At 27.8% G+C, this 16,083-nt stretch carries 19 protein-coding genes; all 19 read left to right on the plus strand.

Annotated elements, in window-relative coordinates; genetic code table 11:
* Positions 1 to 115: 115 nt before the first annotated feature.
* The 19 genes from ACFIJ5_RS07910 (at position 116) to ACFIJ5_RS08000 (ending at position 15,846) form a co-directional block, all read left to right on the plus strand.
* The gene (locus ACFIJ5_RS07910; RefSeq protein WP_379805792.1) at positions 116 to 1,390 is read left to right on the plus strand and encodes a DUF1576 domain-containing protein; all 1,275 of its coding nucleotides are present in this window, start codon (positions 116 to 118) and stop codon (positions 1,388 to 1,390) included.
* Entirely contained in the window at positions 1,391 to 1,735 is a 345-nt protein-coding gene (locus tag ACFIJ5_RS07915; RefSeq protein WP_379805794.1) for a hypothetical protein, read from the plus strand.
* Positions 1,736 to 2,046: 311 nt separating this feature from the next.
* Complete coding sequence (locus ACFIJ5_RS18870; RefSeq protein WP_459253875.1) at positions 2,047 to 2,157, plus strand: ArsR family transcriptional regulator; 111 nt, start codon at positions 2,047 to 2,049, stop codon at positions 2,155 to 2,157.
* 146 nt (positions 2,158 to 2,303) lie between these two features.
* On the plus strand, positions 2,304 to 3,365 hold the full coding sequence (gene arsB / locus ACFIJ5_RS07925) for an ACR3 family arsenite efflux transporter (protein ID WP_379805796.1): 1,062 nt from the start codon (positions 2,304 to 2,306) through the stop codon (positions 3,363 to 3,365).
* A 186-nt stretch (positions 3,366 to 3,551) separates the two neighbouring features.
* Entirely contained in the window at positions 3,552 to 4,103 is a 552-nt protein-coding gene (locus tag ACFIJ5_RS07930) for a TetR/AcrR family transcriptional regulator (protein ID WP_379805798.1), read from the plus strand.
* 24 nt (positions 4,104 to 4,127) lie between these two features.
* Positions 4,128 to 5,498: an NAD(P)H-dependent oxidoreductase gene (locus ACFIJ5_RS07935; RefSeq protein WP_379805800.1), complete on the plus strand. Its 1,371-nt coding sequence runs from the start codon at positions 4,128 to 4,130 to the stop codon at positions 5,496 to 5,498.
* Between the two features lie 404 nt (positions 5,499 to 5,902).
* Complete coding sequence (locus ACFIJ5_RS07940) at positions 5,903 to 7,240, plus strand: diguanylate cyclase domain-containing protein (RefSeq protein WP_379805802.1); 1,338 nt, start codon at positions 5,903 to 5,905, stop codon at positions 7,238 to 7,240.
* Between the two features lie 141 nt (positions 7,241 to 7,381).
* Positions 7,382 to 8,377 carry a DUF4003 family protein gene (locus ACFIJ5_RS07945; protein ID WP_379805804.1) on the plus strand — a complete coding sequence of 332 codons (996 nt, stop codon included), beginning with the start codon at positions 7,382 to 7,384 and terminating at the stop codon, positions 8,375 to 8,377.
* A gap of 62 nt (positions 8,378 to 8,439) precedes the next feature.
* Positions 8,440 to 9,027, plus strand: coding sequence for a GrpB family protein (locus tag ACFIJ5_RS07950; RefSeq protein ID WP_379805806.1), 588 nt, complete (start codon positions 8,440 to 8,442; stop codon positions 9,025 to 9,027).
* A 16-nt stretch (positions 9,028 to 9,043) separates the two neighbouring features.
* Positions 9,044 to 9,229, plus strand: coding sequence for a hypothetical protein (locus tag ACFIJ5_RS07955; RefSeq protein ID WP_379805808.1), 186 nt, complete (start codon positions 9,044 to 9,046; stop codon positions 9,227 to 9,229).
* A gap of 19 nt (positions 9,230 to 9,248) precedes the next feature.
* Positions 9,249 to 9,800 carry a metallophosphoesterase gene (locus tag ACFIJ5_RS07960; RefSeq protein ID WP_379805810.1) on the plus strand — a complete coding sequence of 184 codons (552 nt, stop codon included), beginning with the start codon at positions 9,249 to 9,251 and terminating at the stop codon, positions 9,798 to 9,800.
* 223 nt (positions 9,801 to 10,023) lie between these two features.
* Positions 10,024 to 10,641 (plus strand): TetR/AcrR family transcriptional regulator, encoded by a 618-nt coding sequence (locus ACFIJ5_RS07965; protein WP_379805812.1) that lies wholly within the window; start codon positions 10,024 to 10,026, stop codon positions 10,639 to 10,641.
* Positions 10,642 to 10,645: 4 nt separating this feature from the next.
* On the plus strand, positions 10,646 to 11,422 hold the full coding sequence (locus tag ACFIJ5_RS07970) for an alpha/beta fold hydrolase (protein WP_404661374.1): 777 nt from the start codon (positions 10,646 to 10,648) through the stop codon (positions 11,420 to 11,422).
* 289 nt (positions 11,423 to 11,711) lie between these two features.
* Positions 11,712 to 12,539, plus strand: a complete 828-nt coding sequence (locus ACFIJ5_RS07975; protein ID WP_379805816.1) for a GNAT family N-acetyltransferase — start codon at positions 11,712 to 11,714, stop codon at positions 12,537 to 12,539.
* A gap of 177 nt (positions 12,540 to 12,716) precedes the next feature.
* Complete coding sequence (locus ACFIJ5_RS07980) at positions 12,717 to 13,268, plus strand: GNAT family N-acetyltransferase (RefSeq protein WP_379805818.1); 552 nt, start codon at positions 12,717 to 12,719, stop codon at positions 13,266 to 13,268.
* Between the two features lie 74 nt (positions 13,269 to 13,342).
* Positions 13,343 to 13,822: an NUDIX domain-containing protein gene (locus ACFIJ5_RS07985; RefSeq protein WP_379805820.1), complete on the plus strand. Its 480-nt coding sequence runs from the start codon at positions 13,343 to 13,345 to the stop codon at positions 13,820 to 13,822.
* A 59-nt stretch (positions 13,823 to 13,881) separates the two neighbouring features.
* The gene (locus ACFIJ5_RS07990; protein WP_379805822.1) at positions 13,882 to 14,169 is read left to right on the plus strand and encodes a PD-(D/E)XK nuclease domain-containing protein; all 288 of its coding nucleotides are present in this window, start codon (positions 13,882 to 13,884) and stop codon (positions 14,167 to 14,169) included.
* Between the two features lie 582 nt (positions 14,170 to 14,751).
* The gene (locus ACFIJ5_RS07995; RefSeq protein ID WP_379805824.1) at positions 14,752 to 15,243 is read left to right on the plus strand and encodes a hypothetical protein; all 492 of its coding nucleotides are present in this window, start codon (positions 14,752 to 14,754) and stop codon (positions 15,241 to 15,243) included.
* Between the two features lie 21 nt (positions 15,244 to 15,264).
* Entirely contained in the window at positions 15,265 to 15,846 is a 582-nt protein-coding gene (locus ACFIJ5_RS08000; protein ID WP_379805826.1) for a hypothetical protein, read from the plus strand.
* The last annotated feature ends 237 nt before the right edge of the window (positions 15,847 to 16,083 follow it).

Genomic DNA, 16,083 nt, shown 5'->3' on the forward strand with positions numbered 1-16,083 from the left:
TATTGTAGATTATAAAAGTTTTACCGTACAAGTTTCTTTATTATAAGTTGATAGGTGTATACTTTAAACTATATACTGAAAGCTAATGAGATACTATTGGAGGGATTAAAATTAGATGAAAGAACCAATAAACAATACAAGTACAAGAAATGAAATAACAAATAATCAGAAATTCTTAATTATGACATTTTTTGCGGTTACTTTAATCTTAATTGGTTTTTTTATAGATTCGCCAAAAGGTATTATAAAAGGCATAGGAAAAATTATAATATATCCAGATACGTTAATTACAGATTACATAGGTGTTGGTGGAATGGGTGCTACTTTTGTAAATTCAGGTATACTAACTCTAGTATCTATAGGTATTTTATATAAACTTAAGATTAAGTTTAACGGCGTAACATTTGCATCTTTATTTTTAATGGCTGGGTTTGCATTCTTTGGTAAAAATATATTTAATGTTTGGTTCATTATTTTAGGAGTATACTTATATTCAAAATATCAAAAGGATACCTTTACAAAATATGTTTATGTATCATTATTTGGAACAGCTATGGCACCTATGATATCTCAATTATTATTTAGTATTGAAGCACATTTTATAGTAAGGGTATTTTTAGGTGTTGGTACAGGAGTATTTATAGGTTTTATTTTGCCTCCTTTGTCTACATATTTACTTAGAGTCCATCAAGGGTTCAATTTATACAATATAGGGTTTGCAGCTGGTATTATAGGAACTATATTGGTCTCTATTTTTAAATCATATGGAATTATACCAGAGCCAAGGATGGTATGGACAACGGGAAATAACCAAATTTTTAGTGTATACTTATTTTCTTTATCGATAAGTATGATTCTACTAGGGTATTATCTAAATGAAAAATCCTTTAAAAATGTAGAAAATATTATGAAGCGCTCCGGTCGTTTGATTACAGATTTTACATTATTGTATGGATATGCTCCTTCACTTATCAACATGGGCATTAATGGAATTGCTGCTATCAGCTATATTTTACTTATAGGTGGAGATTTAAATGGACCAACCATAGGTGGAATATTTACTATTATGGGATTTGGTGCATTTGGGAAGCATATTAAAAATATTATACCTATTTTTCTAGGTGTTTCCCTAGGGGCGCTTACAAAAAACTGGGGTATTCAGGTACCAGCTATTCAACTAGCAGCTCTTTTTGGTACAGCTCTTGCTCCTATTGCAGGGGAGTTTGGATGGAAGTATGGTATTTTAGCTGGATTTATTCATTCTTCTGTGGTGTTAAATGTAGGAGTCCTTCATGGTGGCTTGAATTTGTATAATAATGGGTTTGCAGCAGGTATTGTTGCTGCGGCTTTAGTGCCTTGTATAGAAGCTTTTAGAAAGGAAGAAATTTAGATGAAGCATGAAAAGAAGAGAATAATTAAAATTGTCAACGAAATGATGAACTTTTTCTTTACAATTGGATCAGTGGATATTCAGATTCATATAGAAGAAGAAACAAATAGATTTATCATTACCTTTAAAATGGACTATGTGGATGGCTGTGAAACAAGATTAAATGAATTGATTAGTGAATTAAATAGAGCCAAACAACAAGAAATGGAAGAATATTATTGGGAACTTGTAGGTGACTGTGATATTGATACGGAGTTTTCCTTAATTGGTATGATGGTAGATGAAGCAAGGTGTAAAATTGAAAAAGACTTTATAGAGGTAGAGCTCATACGATTTAAAATATAAATAAAGAAGGAAGAGGAAGCAGACTGCTGGTGAACTACCAGCAGTCTATTTCTTTAACGGTGATTTTAAGATATAATTAAAAGTTATTTAAGAGCAAATTAATGAACAATGAAATAGCTTAAAACATATAGAATATTTCTTCATTAATATACAACTATTATTGGATGTTTGCATTAATATTATTTGCTTGTACATACAAAAAATATATGATGGTATATGAGTATAATCGAATATATTAATATTAGGAGGCAAATTTTACTTAATGATTGAACTTTTTAAAGCACTTGGAGATGAAAATAGACTACTTATTAATGAATGCTGAACTTTGTGTTTGTGAAATTGAAGTGTTGCTTGAAATGACACAATCCAATGTTTCTACACATCTAAGCAAACTTAAAAATATTAGTATTATAAATTCGTAAAAATATGCTCAGTGGGTACACTATAAAGTAAGTACTTAATTTATAGATGAAAAAGAATTACTTTATCGATATTTAAATATGAATTGTCAGTGCATTACTGAGGATAGAAAGAAAGTATTAGATATTTTAGAACAGGAGGGATTAAAATGAATGAAGATAAAGAATTAAAAGTATCTAATGAGATGGGTATATTTGAACGTTATTTAACTGTTTGGGTTGTACTTTGTATTATTATAGGAGTGATGATTGGTAAATGGATTCCTATTATACCACAAACTCTTAGCCAATTTGAATATGCAAAGGTTTCAATTCCAGTGGCTATATTAATTTGGTTAATGATTTATCCAATGATGCTTAAGATTGATTTTTCAAGTATTGTACAAGCAACGAAAAAATCTAAAGGATTGACAGTAACTTGTGTAACTAATTGGCTTATTAAACCATTTACAATGTATTTGATAGCAGCATTCTTTTTAAAAGTTGTTTTTAAAGCTTGGATAGTTCCAGATTTAGCTGATGAATATTTAGCTGGAGCAGTACTTTTAGGTGCAGCGCCTTGTACAGCAATGGTTTTTGTGTGGAGTCATCTTACAAAAGGTGATTCAGCTTATACTTTAGTTCAAGTTGCAGTGAATGACTTGATTTTATTATTTGCTTTTACACCACTTGTTGCTTTTCTTTTAGGTGTAAGTAATGTAAAAGTACCATATGATACTTTAAGTTTATCTGTAGTGTTGTTTGTAATTATTCCATTAGTTGGTGGATATTTGTCAAGAAAATATATCATCAAACATAAAGGGGTAGAATATTTTGAAAATATATTCCTAAAGAAATTTAATAATACAACCATTGTAGGATTACTACTTACTTTGATTATTATATTCTCATTTCAAGGGGAAATTATTTTAAATAATCCATTTCATATTGTACTTATTGCAATACCATTAATTATACAAACATTTCTAATTTTCTTTATAGCGTATTTTTGGGCAAGAGCATGGAAACTTAAACACAATATTGCAGCACCAGCAGGTATGATTGGTGCAAGTAATTTCTTTGAGTTAGCAGTAGCAGTGGCTATTTCGCTGTTTGGGTTGAAATCAGGAGCTGCACTTGCTACTGTTGTTGGTGTATTAGTGGAAGTGCCGGTAATGTTGACTCTTGTAAAAATTGCAAACAGAACAAAGCATTGGTTTAAGGATGTTTAATTTAAATAAAGTAGAAAAAGTAAATGAAGGGGTTAAAATCAAATATAAGGTTAATTTGTAAAATTATCCTTTGGCTCTTCAAAAATAAATGGAAGAAATTCTAAATTGACAGAATAATAAAAAAGATATAAAATAACAAGTGTTATATAACACTTGTTATTTTTATTAGTAAAGGAGAAAAGAGATATGCCACCTAAGATAGTAGTAAATGAAGAGAACATAAAACAGGCAGGATTTGAAATTATAAAAACATCTGGGATAGAAAATTTAACTGCAAGGAATATAGCAAAAAAATTAAAGTGTTCTACACAACCTATATATAGAGCATATGCAAATATGGATGCTTTAAAGGAAGAATTGTTCATTGATATTAGACAGTATTTTCTAAAATATATTTTTAATTATAAAAAGGTTGAGAATGAATTTTTAAACACAGGTCTTGGTTATATTGATTTTGCTAAAAATGAGAGTAATTTATTTAAGGCACTGTATCTAACAGAAAACTTAGATGTTGATTTTGATAGAGAAGATACCTTTGACTTAAGTAAAGGAATAGAACAGATGAATGAGATGCCAATATTCAGTAACTTAAGTGAAGAAGAGATTAAAGACATTATGATTAAATTGTGGATATTTACCCATGGTTTAGCCACTATGGTTATGTCACCAAGTCTAAATATTACTGATGAGAAAATTATAAAAATGTTAAGTGAAGTTCTTATAAAACTATGTAAATAAAAAATATGTAAATGGGAGGATTGTATGAAAGTATTAGTTTTGAATGGCAGTCCAAAAGGAAATAACAGTATTACACTACAGTCAGTTGAATATCTAAAAGAACATTTTGAACAAGATGAATTTGAAGTATTAAACATTGGTCAAAAAATTGGAAAATATGAACAAAAGGGGGAGTGTGATAATGTTATTGAAATGATTAAGAAATCTGACTTAATTTTATTTTCTTATCCAGTATACACATTTATAGCTCCTTATCAATTACATCGTTTTATTGAAGTTCTAAAAGATAGATTGGATTACAATGAAATAGCAGGGAAGTTCATGACACAGATTACTACCTCCAAGCATTTTTTTGATATTACGGCGCATAAGTACATTGAAGACAATGCTTATGATATTGGATTAAGTGTTATTAAAGGATTATCAGCGGATATGGATGATTTATTATCTCATAAAGGTAGAATGGATTTGATAAATTTTTGGAAATATGTACAGTTTTCAGTTAAGAATAAATGTTTTGAGAGTAAAGAAGTGATAAAGTCTGGTGAAAGAATTACTTATCAACCTCCTTTTGATGAGTCAAAAAAATCAGAAGAATATGATACAGTAATTGTGACTAACTGTGAAAATAATGATGAGAATCTTAAAAATATGATTGAAGGATTTAAGAAATATTATCCATATAAAACAAGAGAGGTTAATATACTAGATTTTAAGTTTGCTGGAGGATGCATAGGATGTTTTAACTGTGCATCAGATGGTAAGTGTATATATAAAGATGGTTTTGAGAGCTATCTTCGGGAAGAGATACAAAGTGCAGATGCTATTATCTATGCAGCTTCTATTAAAGATCATTCTTTAGGAGCATCTTTTAAACTATATGATGATCGTCAGTTTTGCAACGGTCATAGAACAGTAACAATGGGTATGCCAGTAGGCTATATATTAAGTGGAGATTATTCAAAGGAAAGTAATCTTAGGACTATAATAGAGGGAAGATGTGAAGTAGGACATAATTTTCTAACTGGAGTTGCTGTAGATGAGATTCAAAGTCAAGATGATATTTCAAAAAACTTGAATAAGTTAGCAAAAACAACTGCCTATGCTCTTGAAAATCAGTTGGTTTTGCCGCAAAATTTCTTAGGCGTTGGTGGTATGAAAATATTTAGAGATTTGATTTACCTTATGCGTGGATTAATGAAGGAAGATCATCGTTTCTATAAAAAACATGGAATTTATGATTTTCCACAAAAAAAGATAGGTACTCGGCTAAAAATGGATCTAGTTGGATTGCTTATGTCTATACCTGCAGTTAAGAAAAATGCAAAAGGGAAAATGAATGAAGCAATGCTAAAACCCTATAAAAAAGCTATTCAAAAAAAGATGAATATATGATTTTACAGCTCACAGACTATGTCTGTGAGCTTTTCACTTAGTTAAAAAGTTCGTGTAAAATTTTTGTTTTTATAGTAAAATTAAATTAAGACATATAAGTTTAGAAAGATCTTATCTTGTGAATCATTTAAAATGTAAATCATAAGTGTTAACTTACCCTAATGTATTCCTTCCGATTACAAGCAAGCTGTAAAGTGTATTGAAATTTACCTTTAGTAAAAAAAATTACGGATAATATTTAGTATTTCTTAACCTTGGTAAAATATGGATACACAAGTCTTATTATATAATTTTGTAAGTAAATAAAATTGTAATAATGATATATAATATAAAGTGAAATTTATAAAAAATAAAATTATTTTTGATTAAACTATTAGTAAATTCAAAAATATGGAGGTACAATATTGAATTTTAAAACAAAGAAACAGCAGTTTATATATTCTATAAGTATAGGTGTTTTAACAAGTATAGTAATTATTATATTACTTTTTTTTGGTGTTAATACTATAGAGAATAGAGATAATCATAGGAAAAAGTCAGAAACATTGGAGAAATTTCTTAGATTTCAATCTGAAGCAGAATCTACAATAAATGAGAGTATAAATTTACTGGAAGGATATTTAGCGTATATAGAAACAAATCCATATATATCAGAAGAAGATACAAATAGATATTTAGAAAAGTTATTATCAAAAAAAATAACTCTCATTAGAAATGTAGGTATTATTAAGGACACTACAATTATATGGAATTATCCCAAAAAAGGTAATGAAAAAGCTATAGGTGTGGATATAAAAACTATACCTACCCAAAGAGATAATGTACTAAAGGTTAAAGAAACATTAAAAGGGTTATTTATAGGACCTATTAATTTAGTACAAGGAGGCGTTGGATTTATTGCTCGTTTACCTATAGTAATTGAAGGGAAATATTGGGGGCAGATTAGTATTGTTTTAGACGGAGATAAATATCTTAAATATATAGATACAATAGCAAAAGAAGTAAGTCTCAATGTAGCAATCTATAATCAAGAAAATTTTCCTAAAACACCATTTTATGGAGATAACAAAATAATGAATAGAAATGGTCTAGTTTTGGATATAACAAATTTTAATAATAAATGGAAAGTTGTTATAGAACCTTTGGATGGATGGAAAGAAGATGGAGTGAAAATTCTGATTTTAAAATCATTAGCCATACTAATAAGTGTTATAATTGGATTCTTTGTATATATGATTTTATATACAAGGTATCAGTTAAATTATCAAGCAATGAATGATCAATTAACGGGATTAAATAACAGATATGTTTTAGAGTATTATTATCAAACTGTATTAAAAAAAGCAGAAGCAAACGATAGATTGATAGGTATATTTTTAATGGATATTAATCGCTTTAAAAAGATTAATGATAATTATGGACACAAGGTAGGAGATTTAGTTTTGATTGAATTTGGAAAGAGATTGCAATCTATTAGAATAAAAGGAAAAAAAGTATTTAGAATAGGCGGAGATGAGTTTTTAATTGTAGTTTCAGAAATTCATGAAATGAAAGATTTAGAACATGTTGATAAAGTAATAAGAGAAGAATCAGTATTTAAATTTAAACATGAAAATATAGATATTGAGGTTGTACCTAGTATAGGACTTGCTGTTTATCCAAGAGATGGAGATACTCTAGATAGGATTATGAATATTGCAGATACAAGGATGTATGAGGAAAAAAGGTTAACAAAAGAATAAGTTATGGAATAAATGACTGCACAAATTAGAAAACTCTGCTTAAGGCAGAGTTTTTTAGTAAATATGTTATAATTAAGAAGAAGTTATTGAAAAAATAGAAAAATATGCATTGTTTAAAATAATTATATATGAGGTGGCGTTATGGAATTATTATTAAAACAAAAAGTAGATTTAATGGTGGAAAATTATTATAAGATTAAAAGAGATTTTAAATGGGATTATACTATAGTAAAACATTTTATGGCTATGAATTTAGCATCCCAAAATAAGAGTGTAAACACTGAAGAAATCCAAGAAATAAAAAATCATATAAAAAAAGAAGTAGGGTTATTTTCTCGATTTAAAGGGATAAATTTACTTATTTTAAGTAGTCTTTTGTGTTTGGAAAATAATTATAAAGATTTCTTTAAAAATATGCAAATGGTATATGAAAAAATGAAAGATGCAGGTTTCACAAGTAGTGAATACTTACCATTAGCTTCTTATACTATAGTTAAACAGGTTTCTATAGATAAATGGGATGAGAAAATTGAAAGAATGAAAAGTTTCTATTCTAATATGAAGAAAAACCATTTTTGGTTAACTTCAACAGATGATTATGTTCTTGCAGCAGTACTTGCTACTTCAGATTTAGATGTAGAAAAAAGTTCAGAGGAAATAGAAAAGTGTTATAAGCTGCTAAATCAAAGGGCTTTTACTAAAGGAAATTCTATCCAATCCCTTTCACAGATACTTGCTTTTGGAGAGGAAGATGTTGAAAATAAATGTAGTAGGGCAATATTTTTATATGATAAATTGAAAAGTGAAAAATGTAAATTAAAATATTCTGGATTAACTTCTTTAGGAGTATTAACGCTTATAGCTTGTGATGAAAACAAATTAGTGGAAGAAATAAAAGAGGTGTATGATTATATAAGAGGAAAAAGTGGTTATGGGATGTTTAGCATTGAAAAATCTCATGTAGTTATGTTATCCAGTTCTTTAGTAGCAGATTCATATATAGAAAGAATTCAAAAAGGATTAATTAATGTAACTTTAGCAAATAGCATAAATGCTATAGTAATTGCACAGCAGCAAGCAGCTATAGTAGCGGCTTGTGCGGCATCATCAGCAGCAGCTTCATCAGCTAGTTCATAAGAATAATCAAAAATGCGGTAAAGTAAAGATTATTTATGTTTTTTTTGAATGGAGGTATGTATATGGGAAAAGAATTGTCAGAAATGACTTTAGAAGAATTATGGGAATTATTCCCTATAATTTTAAAAGAACATAATCCAGATTATAAAAATTGGTATGAAATTGAAAAACAAAAACTTTTAAGTTGCCTTGATAAAAGGGATATTATACGTATTAATCATATAGGAAGTACCGCTGTTAAAGGATTGATTGCCAAGCCTACAGTTGACATTTTACTGGAAATAGATAATAAAAGTGATATTGAACAACTAAAAAATATATTACTACATAATGGGTGGATATTGATGTGGTCTCAAAATGATCCATGTATGAGAATGACATTTAATAAAGGATATACTAAAGAGGGATTTTCAGAAAAAGTATATCATTTGCATGTTCGTTACAACGATAATTGGAATGAATTGTATTTTAGAGACTATCTTATTGAACATGAAGAAGTTGCTAAAGAATATGGTAAATTAAAATTAGAACTGATAAAAAAATATGAACATAATCGAGACGGATATACAGATGCTAAATCTGATTTTATTTTAAAATATACAGAAAAGGCAAAAGAGGAATATGGTGACAAATATAATCCAATAAAATAATAATAATTTTATTATTTTGACAAGAATAATGTCTGGGGTAGTAGTACTTGTTGCTATTATGATTATATTTACATACAATAAATCAAGAAAAAAAGCTGGTACTAGCCCAATTTGTGGTAAAATAGGAACATTGCCATTTCAAATTATAATGGTAATATCTACTGTAATATGTTCAGTTGGAGCCATGGTACCATTAAAGTAACAAATAGGAGGAATTGCATATGTATAATAATCCTATGTTTTACAAAGATAAAGATAATTATTTTGTTTTAAAAGTAGGTGATAAACCTTATAAAATATTACAACTAACTGATTTGCATTTTGGTTTTGGAATACTATCTAAAAAGCAAGATAAATTAGGTATGGCTGCTGTAACAAAATTAGTAAAAGAAACAAAACCTGATTTAATTATTTTAACGGGAGATAGTATATTTCCGTATATATTAAAAACTGGGACAAGAAACAATATTAAACAAACTAAAAAACTAGTTAAATTTATGGATGGCTTTAAAATTCCTTATGCCCTCTTATTTGGTAATCATGACGTTGAAATAGGATCAAAAGGTGATAAAGAGCAAATTTCAGAGATAATTTTACAAGGTAAATATAGTATTTTTGCTAAAGGTGATAAAAACTTGCCAGGGTTAGGTAATTACATAATAAAGTTACTTAGGGGAGGAACTCTAATCACAATAAATCATGATAATACATTTAGTGTAGCTCCTGTTCCACTTACAACTGTTGTTTCTAAATTTGTTAGAGGTCAAGATTGATGTAATCTAAAAAAAGAGCAGATGATGCTTTAATCAAATAAAAGATAAAAAGTAGAGAAAGACTATGAAGAGAGTTGTTATAACTTAAATTTCATGGTCTTTTTGTGTTTTATAAAACGATATTACAATTACATACAGATAATCCAGTGAAAGAGTAATTGACAAGAGTTAAAAAGGATGCTAACATAATGGAAACCAAGTGGTCTCTAAAGGAGGATAAATGATGAAAGATACTTTTTATAGATTATCAGAAGAAAAAAGATTAAATCTTATTAACTCATGTATAAAAGAGTTTTCAAAGAATACTTACGATAACACATCACTAAATAGTATCATTACTGAGGCTAAAATATCCAAAGGTGGTTTGTTTAAGTATATTGAAAACAAAAGAGATTTGTATTTATATATAATAAGTCTAATAATGAAGAATATTATAAAATATCAATCAAGAAATGTGGATATGAGCATAAGATGTTATTTTGATAGACTTAATGCGTTATTAGATTGTGGATTTGATTATTATAAAAATCATGAATTAGAATTTCGTGTAATGTTAAATGCTTTTTATGATTTATCATCACCTTGCCATGAAGATGTCATGTTAATAAGAAAAGAACTTATTAAGACATATCAAATGGATTTATTAGAAGATATTGATTGGTCACAATATAAAGAAAATAAGAAAAATATACTAAAAATATCAGAGTATATAATTGACGGATATAATCTTGCCTTCATAAGAAAATTAGAGCTAAATTATTCTGTTGAAGAACTAGAAAAAGTTATGAAAAGTGATCTGGATTTGATTATAAATACTATTAAAACCGCTGTGAAAGGGTGATATGATGATTCAATACAATGTGGCAGGAAATGTAAAAGGCGATGTTGTTGTTTTTATTAATGGTGCAGGTGTAGGTCCTTGGATGTGGAATAATCAAGTTAAACATTTTACAAGTAAGAAATGTATAACATTTGATTTACCAGGACATGGGTTGAATAGTGATATTGATTTTACTACTATAGAAGATTGTGCGATACTAATTAAAAAAATTATATTAAAAGAATCAAAATCAAAGAAAGCAATATTAATAGGTCATTCAATAGGAGCTCAAATAATAATGTTTATGTTAGAACATTATGAGGATGTTATTGATAAGGCCATAATTATAAGTGGACTCAATAAACCAATGCCTTTTGTTAATGCAATGGTAAAGCCAATGATTGCTTGTACAATGCCCTTGGTTAAGTTGAAAATTTTTGCAAAGGTTCAATCAAAGCAATTATCAATACCAGATAGTATGTTTGATGATTATTATAAAGATTCCTTAAAAATATCCAAAGAAACATTTAGCCATATCTTATATGAAAATTCTAATTATAGTTTTCAAAATAAGTCAAGAGTGAAGGTTGATACATTAATATTAGTAGGGGAGAATGAAAAAAAGATTATGAAAGAATCAGCTAATAAGAACAAAGCTTTATTAGAAAATAGTATAGGTTATATTGTTAAAAATGCTTCTCACGGTATACCCTATGAACAAAGTGATTTACTTAACTATGCAGTTGACTGCTTCATCAATAGTAAAGAAATAGTTGACAAGAATCTTATAGTATTGAAGTAATATATTATAAGGTTATTGGGTTAAAAGATAGTATTAACCCAATATTTCACAATTGCTCCATTGGAATACGTTATCAAATAAGTACAAGGTTAAGTTTATGATTGTAATGATAATCTTAGAGAAGATTATATTGATAATGCTCTTTATCGTGCAGTAACGTTATGTAAACATGTTTTACCTAATTCTGGTATAATTATGTGGGAAGTATATTTACAAGATATGCAGGAAGATAGATTCTATATTTTAATAGAGTATACTTAATACAGAGTAAAAGGTAGGTGTTAATTAAATGAATAAAATAGTAGACATTACAGATAAAGTAGTTCAAAAAATATTAGATGTTCTCTATACAGATGAAATTATGAATGTGTTTTTAATTCACTATTTAGAAAATCAAAGGAATAGTATAGGAGAAATATATATTGGGACAGAAGAGAATGAAATAACAGAAGTTGTACATATCAAATATGATGGGAATTCGCATTTTACAAGTTTTTATTCTACCTCTATAGATGGTTTAGACAAGATATCAAAATTGATTGAAGAACTTAATTATAGTGATATTTTATTAGCAGGAAAGGTAGAAGAAGTAAAACATATAATGACTAGATTAGAGATTGATAAGGAGTTGTATTTAAATACATATTATCAATTTAATGTTGATAGTTATAATATCTTTAATGATCAACAAAATATGAATTTAAGAATTGCTAAAACAAATAAGCAAGATATTGACAAGGTAAAAAAATATCTTATAGGTTTTTTTGGAGCAGAGACTCAAGAAGAAATACAAAGTATTACAAGTGACGATAAAATTAATCAGGAGATGAAGAATGGAGTTTATTTACTTGAATTAGAAGGCAATATTATCGGAATGGCTAGATTTTTTGGAGAAAGCAGCAAGTATATTGACATTACTACTGTCTATATTGATGAACAATATAGAGGAAAAGGGTATGGAAAGGTACTTATGGAGTTAATGGTAAAACAGGCGATAGAAAATAATAAGATACCAATAATACAGACAGCAGTAAGCAACAAAGTAGCAAAGTCTATTTATGAAAATATGGGTTTTGTTAAAGTATGTGATTATACATTTCAATTTATTTTAAGGTAGATTTTATCCATGTTGCATTTAGAAAAAAGAAAGATGAGGTAAAAATATGATTATAAGAAAAATTGAAACAAAAGATTCAGAAAGATTCTTAAATATGTTGATACAATTTTCTTAAATAGTAGAATTTTATTACAAGAAGGGTATTCTGAAAATATAGAAATTTAAGGAGGAATCTTTATGCAAAAAGTTTATGAAACAGAAAGGCTTGTTTTGAAAGTATTGGACAAAACTTATGCAAAATTGGTTTTGGACTATTATTTGAGAAATAGGGATTTTTTAGAGGAGTGGGAACCTACAAAAAGTGAAGAATTTTATAAAATTTCCTATCATGAAGAACAATTGGGTAAACAGTTAGTTAATATAGAAAATGGTACGTCATTTAGATTATGGATTTTCAAAAAAGATGATGAAAAAAGAATAATAGGTTCTATTGGCTTTAATAACATTGTAAGAGGTGCTTTTCTATCCAGCTATTTAGGTTATAAATTAGATAAAGATGAAATTAATAAGGGCTATATGACAGAGGCAACTAAAAAGGGTATTGATATTATGTTTAACCAATTTGGCTTACATAGAATTGAAGCCAATATTATACCTAAAAATATACGCTCTTTAAAAGTAGTTGAAAAGTTAGGGTTTTATAACGAGGGATTAGCATATCAATATTTAAAAATAAACGGAAAATGGGAAGACCATATACATATGGTTTTGTTAAACGATAAGGTGTAATAAAAAAAGTTTCCCAATTAATCAATATATAATTGCATAATTTGACAAGTGAAAAAATGTGGAGGGTTTTAGAAATGGGTATTAGAAGTACAGCAAAAGCAATTATTATAAATAAAGACAAGGTGTTATTAAATAAATGTTTTGACGAACATAATGGAGAGTATTACTCATTACCTGGTGGTGGACAACATACATATGAAACATTGCATGAAGCAGTAATTAGAGAATGTCTTGAAGAAACTGGATACTGCGTTGTTCCAAAGAGATTTGCAGCACTGTGTGAAGAAATATGTGAAAACCCTAAAACGAGAGAATTATATCCAGAATATATTCATAAGATGTATCACATTTTTCTATGTGAATTAGTTGATGATATTACCCAAAAACCAACAGAAATTGATGAAATGCAAGTTAGTAGTGAATGGATTGACATCAAACATTTAGATAAAATTCGTTTGTTGCCTAATGTATTGAATAAAAATATTGTAAAAATGATTAGAAGTCAAACTCCTATGTTTTTGGGTTCGGAACATATTCAATATAATCATGGTTAAATTATAAGAAATATATAGTAAAATCTAATTATAAGGAAGCACCTCGTCATGAAGACGATGTGGGCTTTGCCACTAAGCTCGATACCTCGCTAAGTGGCAAATGCCAGGGCGGCACTGGTCGAAGTGATTTATTTATAAAATCTGTTTCAAAGAGAGGAATGGCAATAGTTATTGAATTTAAAATAGCTAAAAATATAGATGATTTAGAAAAAAGAGCGGATGATGCTTTAAATCAAATAAAAGAGAAAAAGTATGATGAAGAACTTAGATGTGAAGGATATAAGAATATTGTTAGATATGGTATAAGCTTTTACCAAAAGGATTGTTTAATTAAGATGGAACCATAGATAACTGCTACAGATAAAGGTAATTTCAAGTGATTATGTATACAATTTGAGTGTGGAATTGATAGGTTAGTTAATAAAGCCAGTTGAGGTGAAGGAGATTCACTTTGATTGGTTTTTTATTTATTTTGCTAAAGGTTTTAATCAGTATACAGGAAGGGTAGATGTACTTTCCTAGTTCTTTTAATCGACAGTAACTTGACACAATCATCTTTAAAACTTATCTTGTAGAAATATGTAAAAAAACATATAATTATAGTAATAATAGAAATTTTATTAAAGAATACATAAATATATACATATTGGTATAATTAACAGATTGAGTAGAGGGTTAAAATGAAAAATTTAAAGGATTAAAGTCGCCAATGGAAATAGTTTATGAGGAAAAACTTAAAGTATTATATGAAGGTGATTTTGATTTATAGGAAATGATTTTAGAAAGGATAAAACACAATTATGTTAAGAAAAGAATTACAACCACCTAAAATTAATAATGAATTAGTAAAAGAATTAATGGGAAAAAGTATCCCAATGGAGGAATAATCAATAACTGATAAATGGGGATATAGATCTTTTAATGAAGCTGTGGAAGTAAGTAATGATAAATGGGGGTATAGAGCTTTTGATGAATCAATAGGAAATAATGATAAGGAAATATTAGAGATTATTAAAAACTATGAACCAAAAGAATGGCATCAGCATGAATGGTGTGTACATAGGTTGAAAAAACTTGAGTTGCCTGATGAAGTTATTGAATTTTTAGGTTCTGAAAATAGAAGAATAGATTTGCCAGAATCTGAGTGGACAAACTATATTAAGTTTTATAATCTTGATGAGGTAAGAGTATTTAAATGGAATAATATGACCTTTGTTGATTTATTGTACGATGTAGATGATTATGACAATATAGGAGTAATGTCATGGATACCAGAACATAAAAGTTTTGCCTGCTTAGATATGGAACATGAAAAGTTTGGTTTTATTCCAGGGCTTACATGGAGCAAATTTATGGCGAATCCTGCTAGGTATATTGATGGATCATTATCATGGGAATTTTGTGAAAATGATGATGAGTAGTTTCTAATTGAGTGATTTATTATGGAGTTGTATAAAATGAATGAATATGGAGAAATAAATTTAAATGATTCACAGTGGAAAGAAAAATTAACAAAATTAATTAATCAAGGAGAGAATATAATTTTTCCTATTAAATGTAGTGGTAAATTTATTAATAAAACATTAACACCAACTTTAATTGTAAGTGGTTTTAATGAGAATAAAGAACAAATAGTAAAGAATACACTTAATTTTATTTCAGAAAATTTTAATGAAATTTATGAAAATATGTTAAAATCTTTGGTTAAAAGCTTTAAAAATTGGGATATATATGATTCTAATACTGAAGAAAATTATTATGTAAGAACAAAAGAAGATTTAGATAGAATGCGTTATGATGGTAATTTTATTAATACAATAATAATTAATTGTAATGAATTAGAAGATGGATTTGCTTATTATTCTTTTAAGTTCCAATTTAATTATTGTAGATTCGGTTTTGATGATGGAATAGAAGCGGTTATGTATAAAGATAAGGTTATATTTTGGGCTGATGGAAACACCATGGAATATATATATTCTTTTAAGGAAATATTGGAATCAGGTAATCATTATCTACTTTAATAGATTATTTATAAAGGCTGTGTTTTAAAACAATATTTAAAATGACAGGAGAATGATTTATGAGAATAGAAACAGTAAAGATTATTAAAGTTAAAGAAGAATACATGAATTTTTAAAAGAATTCCTTAAAGAAGCAATAAAGGATGGCAATGGTGTAGTTTATGCATTTGATGAATTTTAGTGGTAGGTTTATTGATGAAAAATTTGAATATGAATTTACATGTGCTGAGCAATTAA

The sequence above is a fragment of the Haloimpatiens myeolchijeotgali genome (assembly GCF_042688525.2).
Classification (GTDB): Bacteria; Bacillota; Clostridia; order Clostridiales; family Clostridiaceae; genus Haloimpatiens.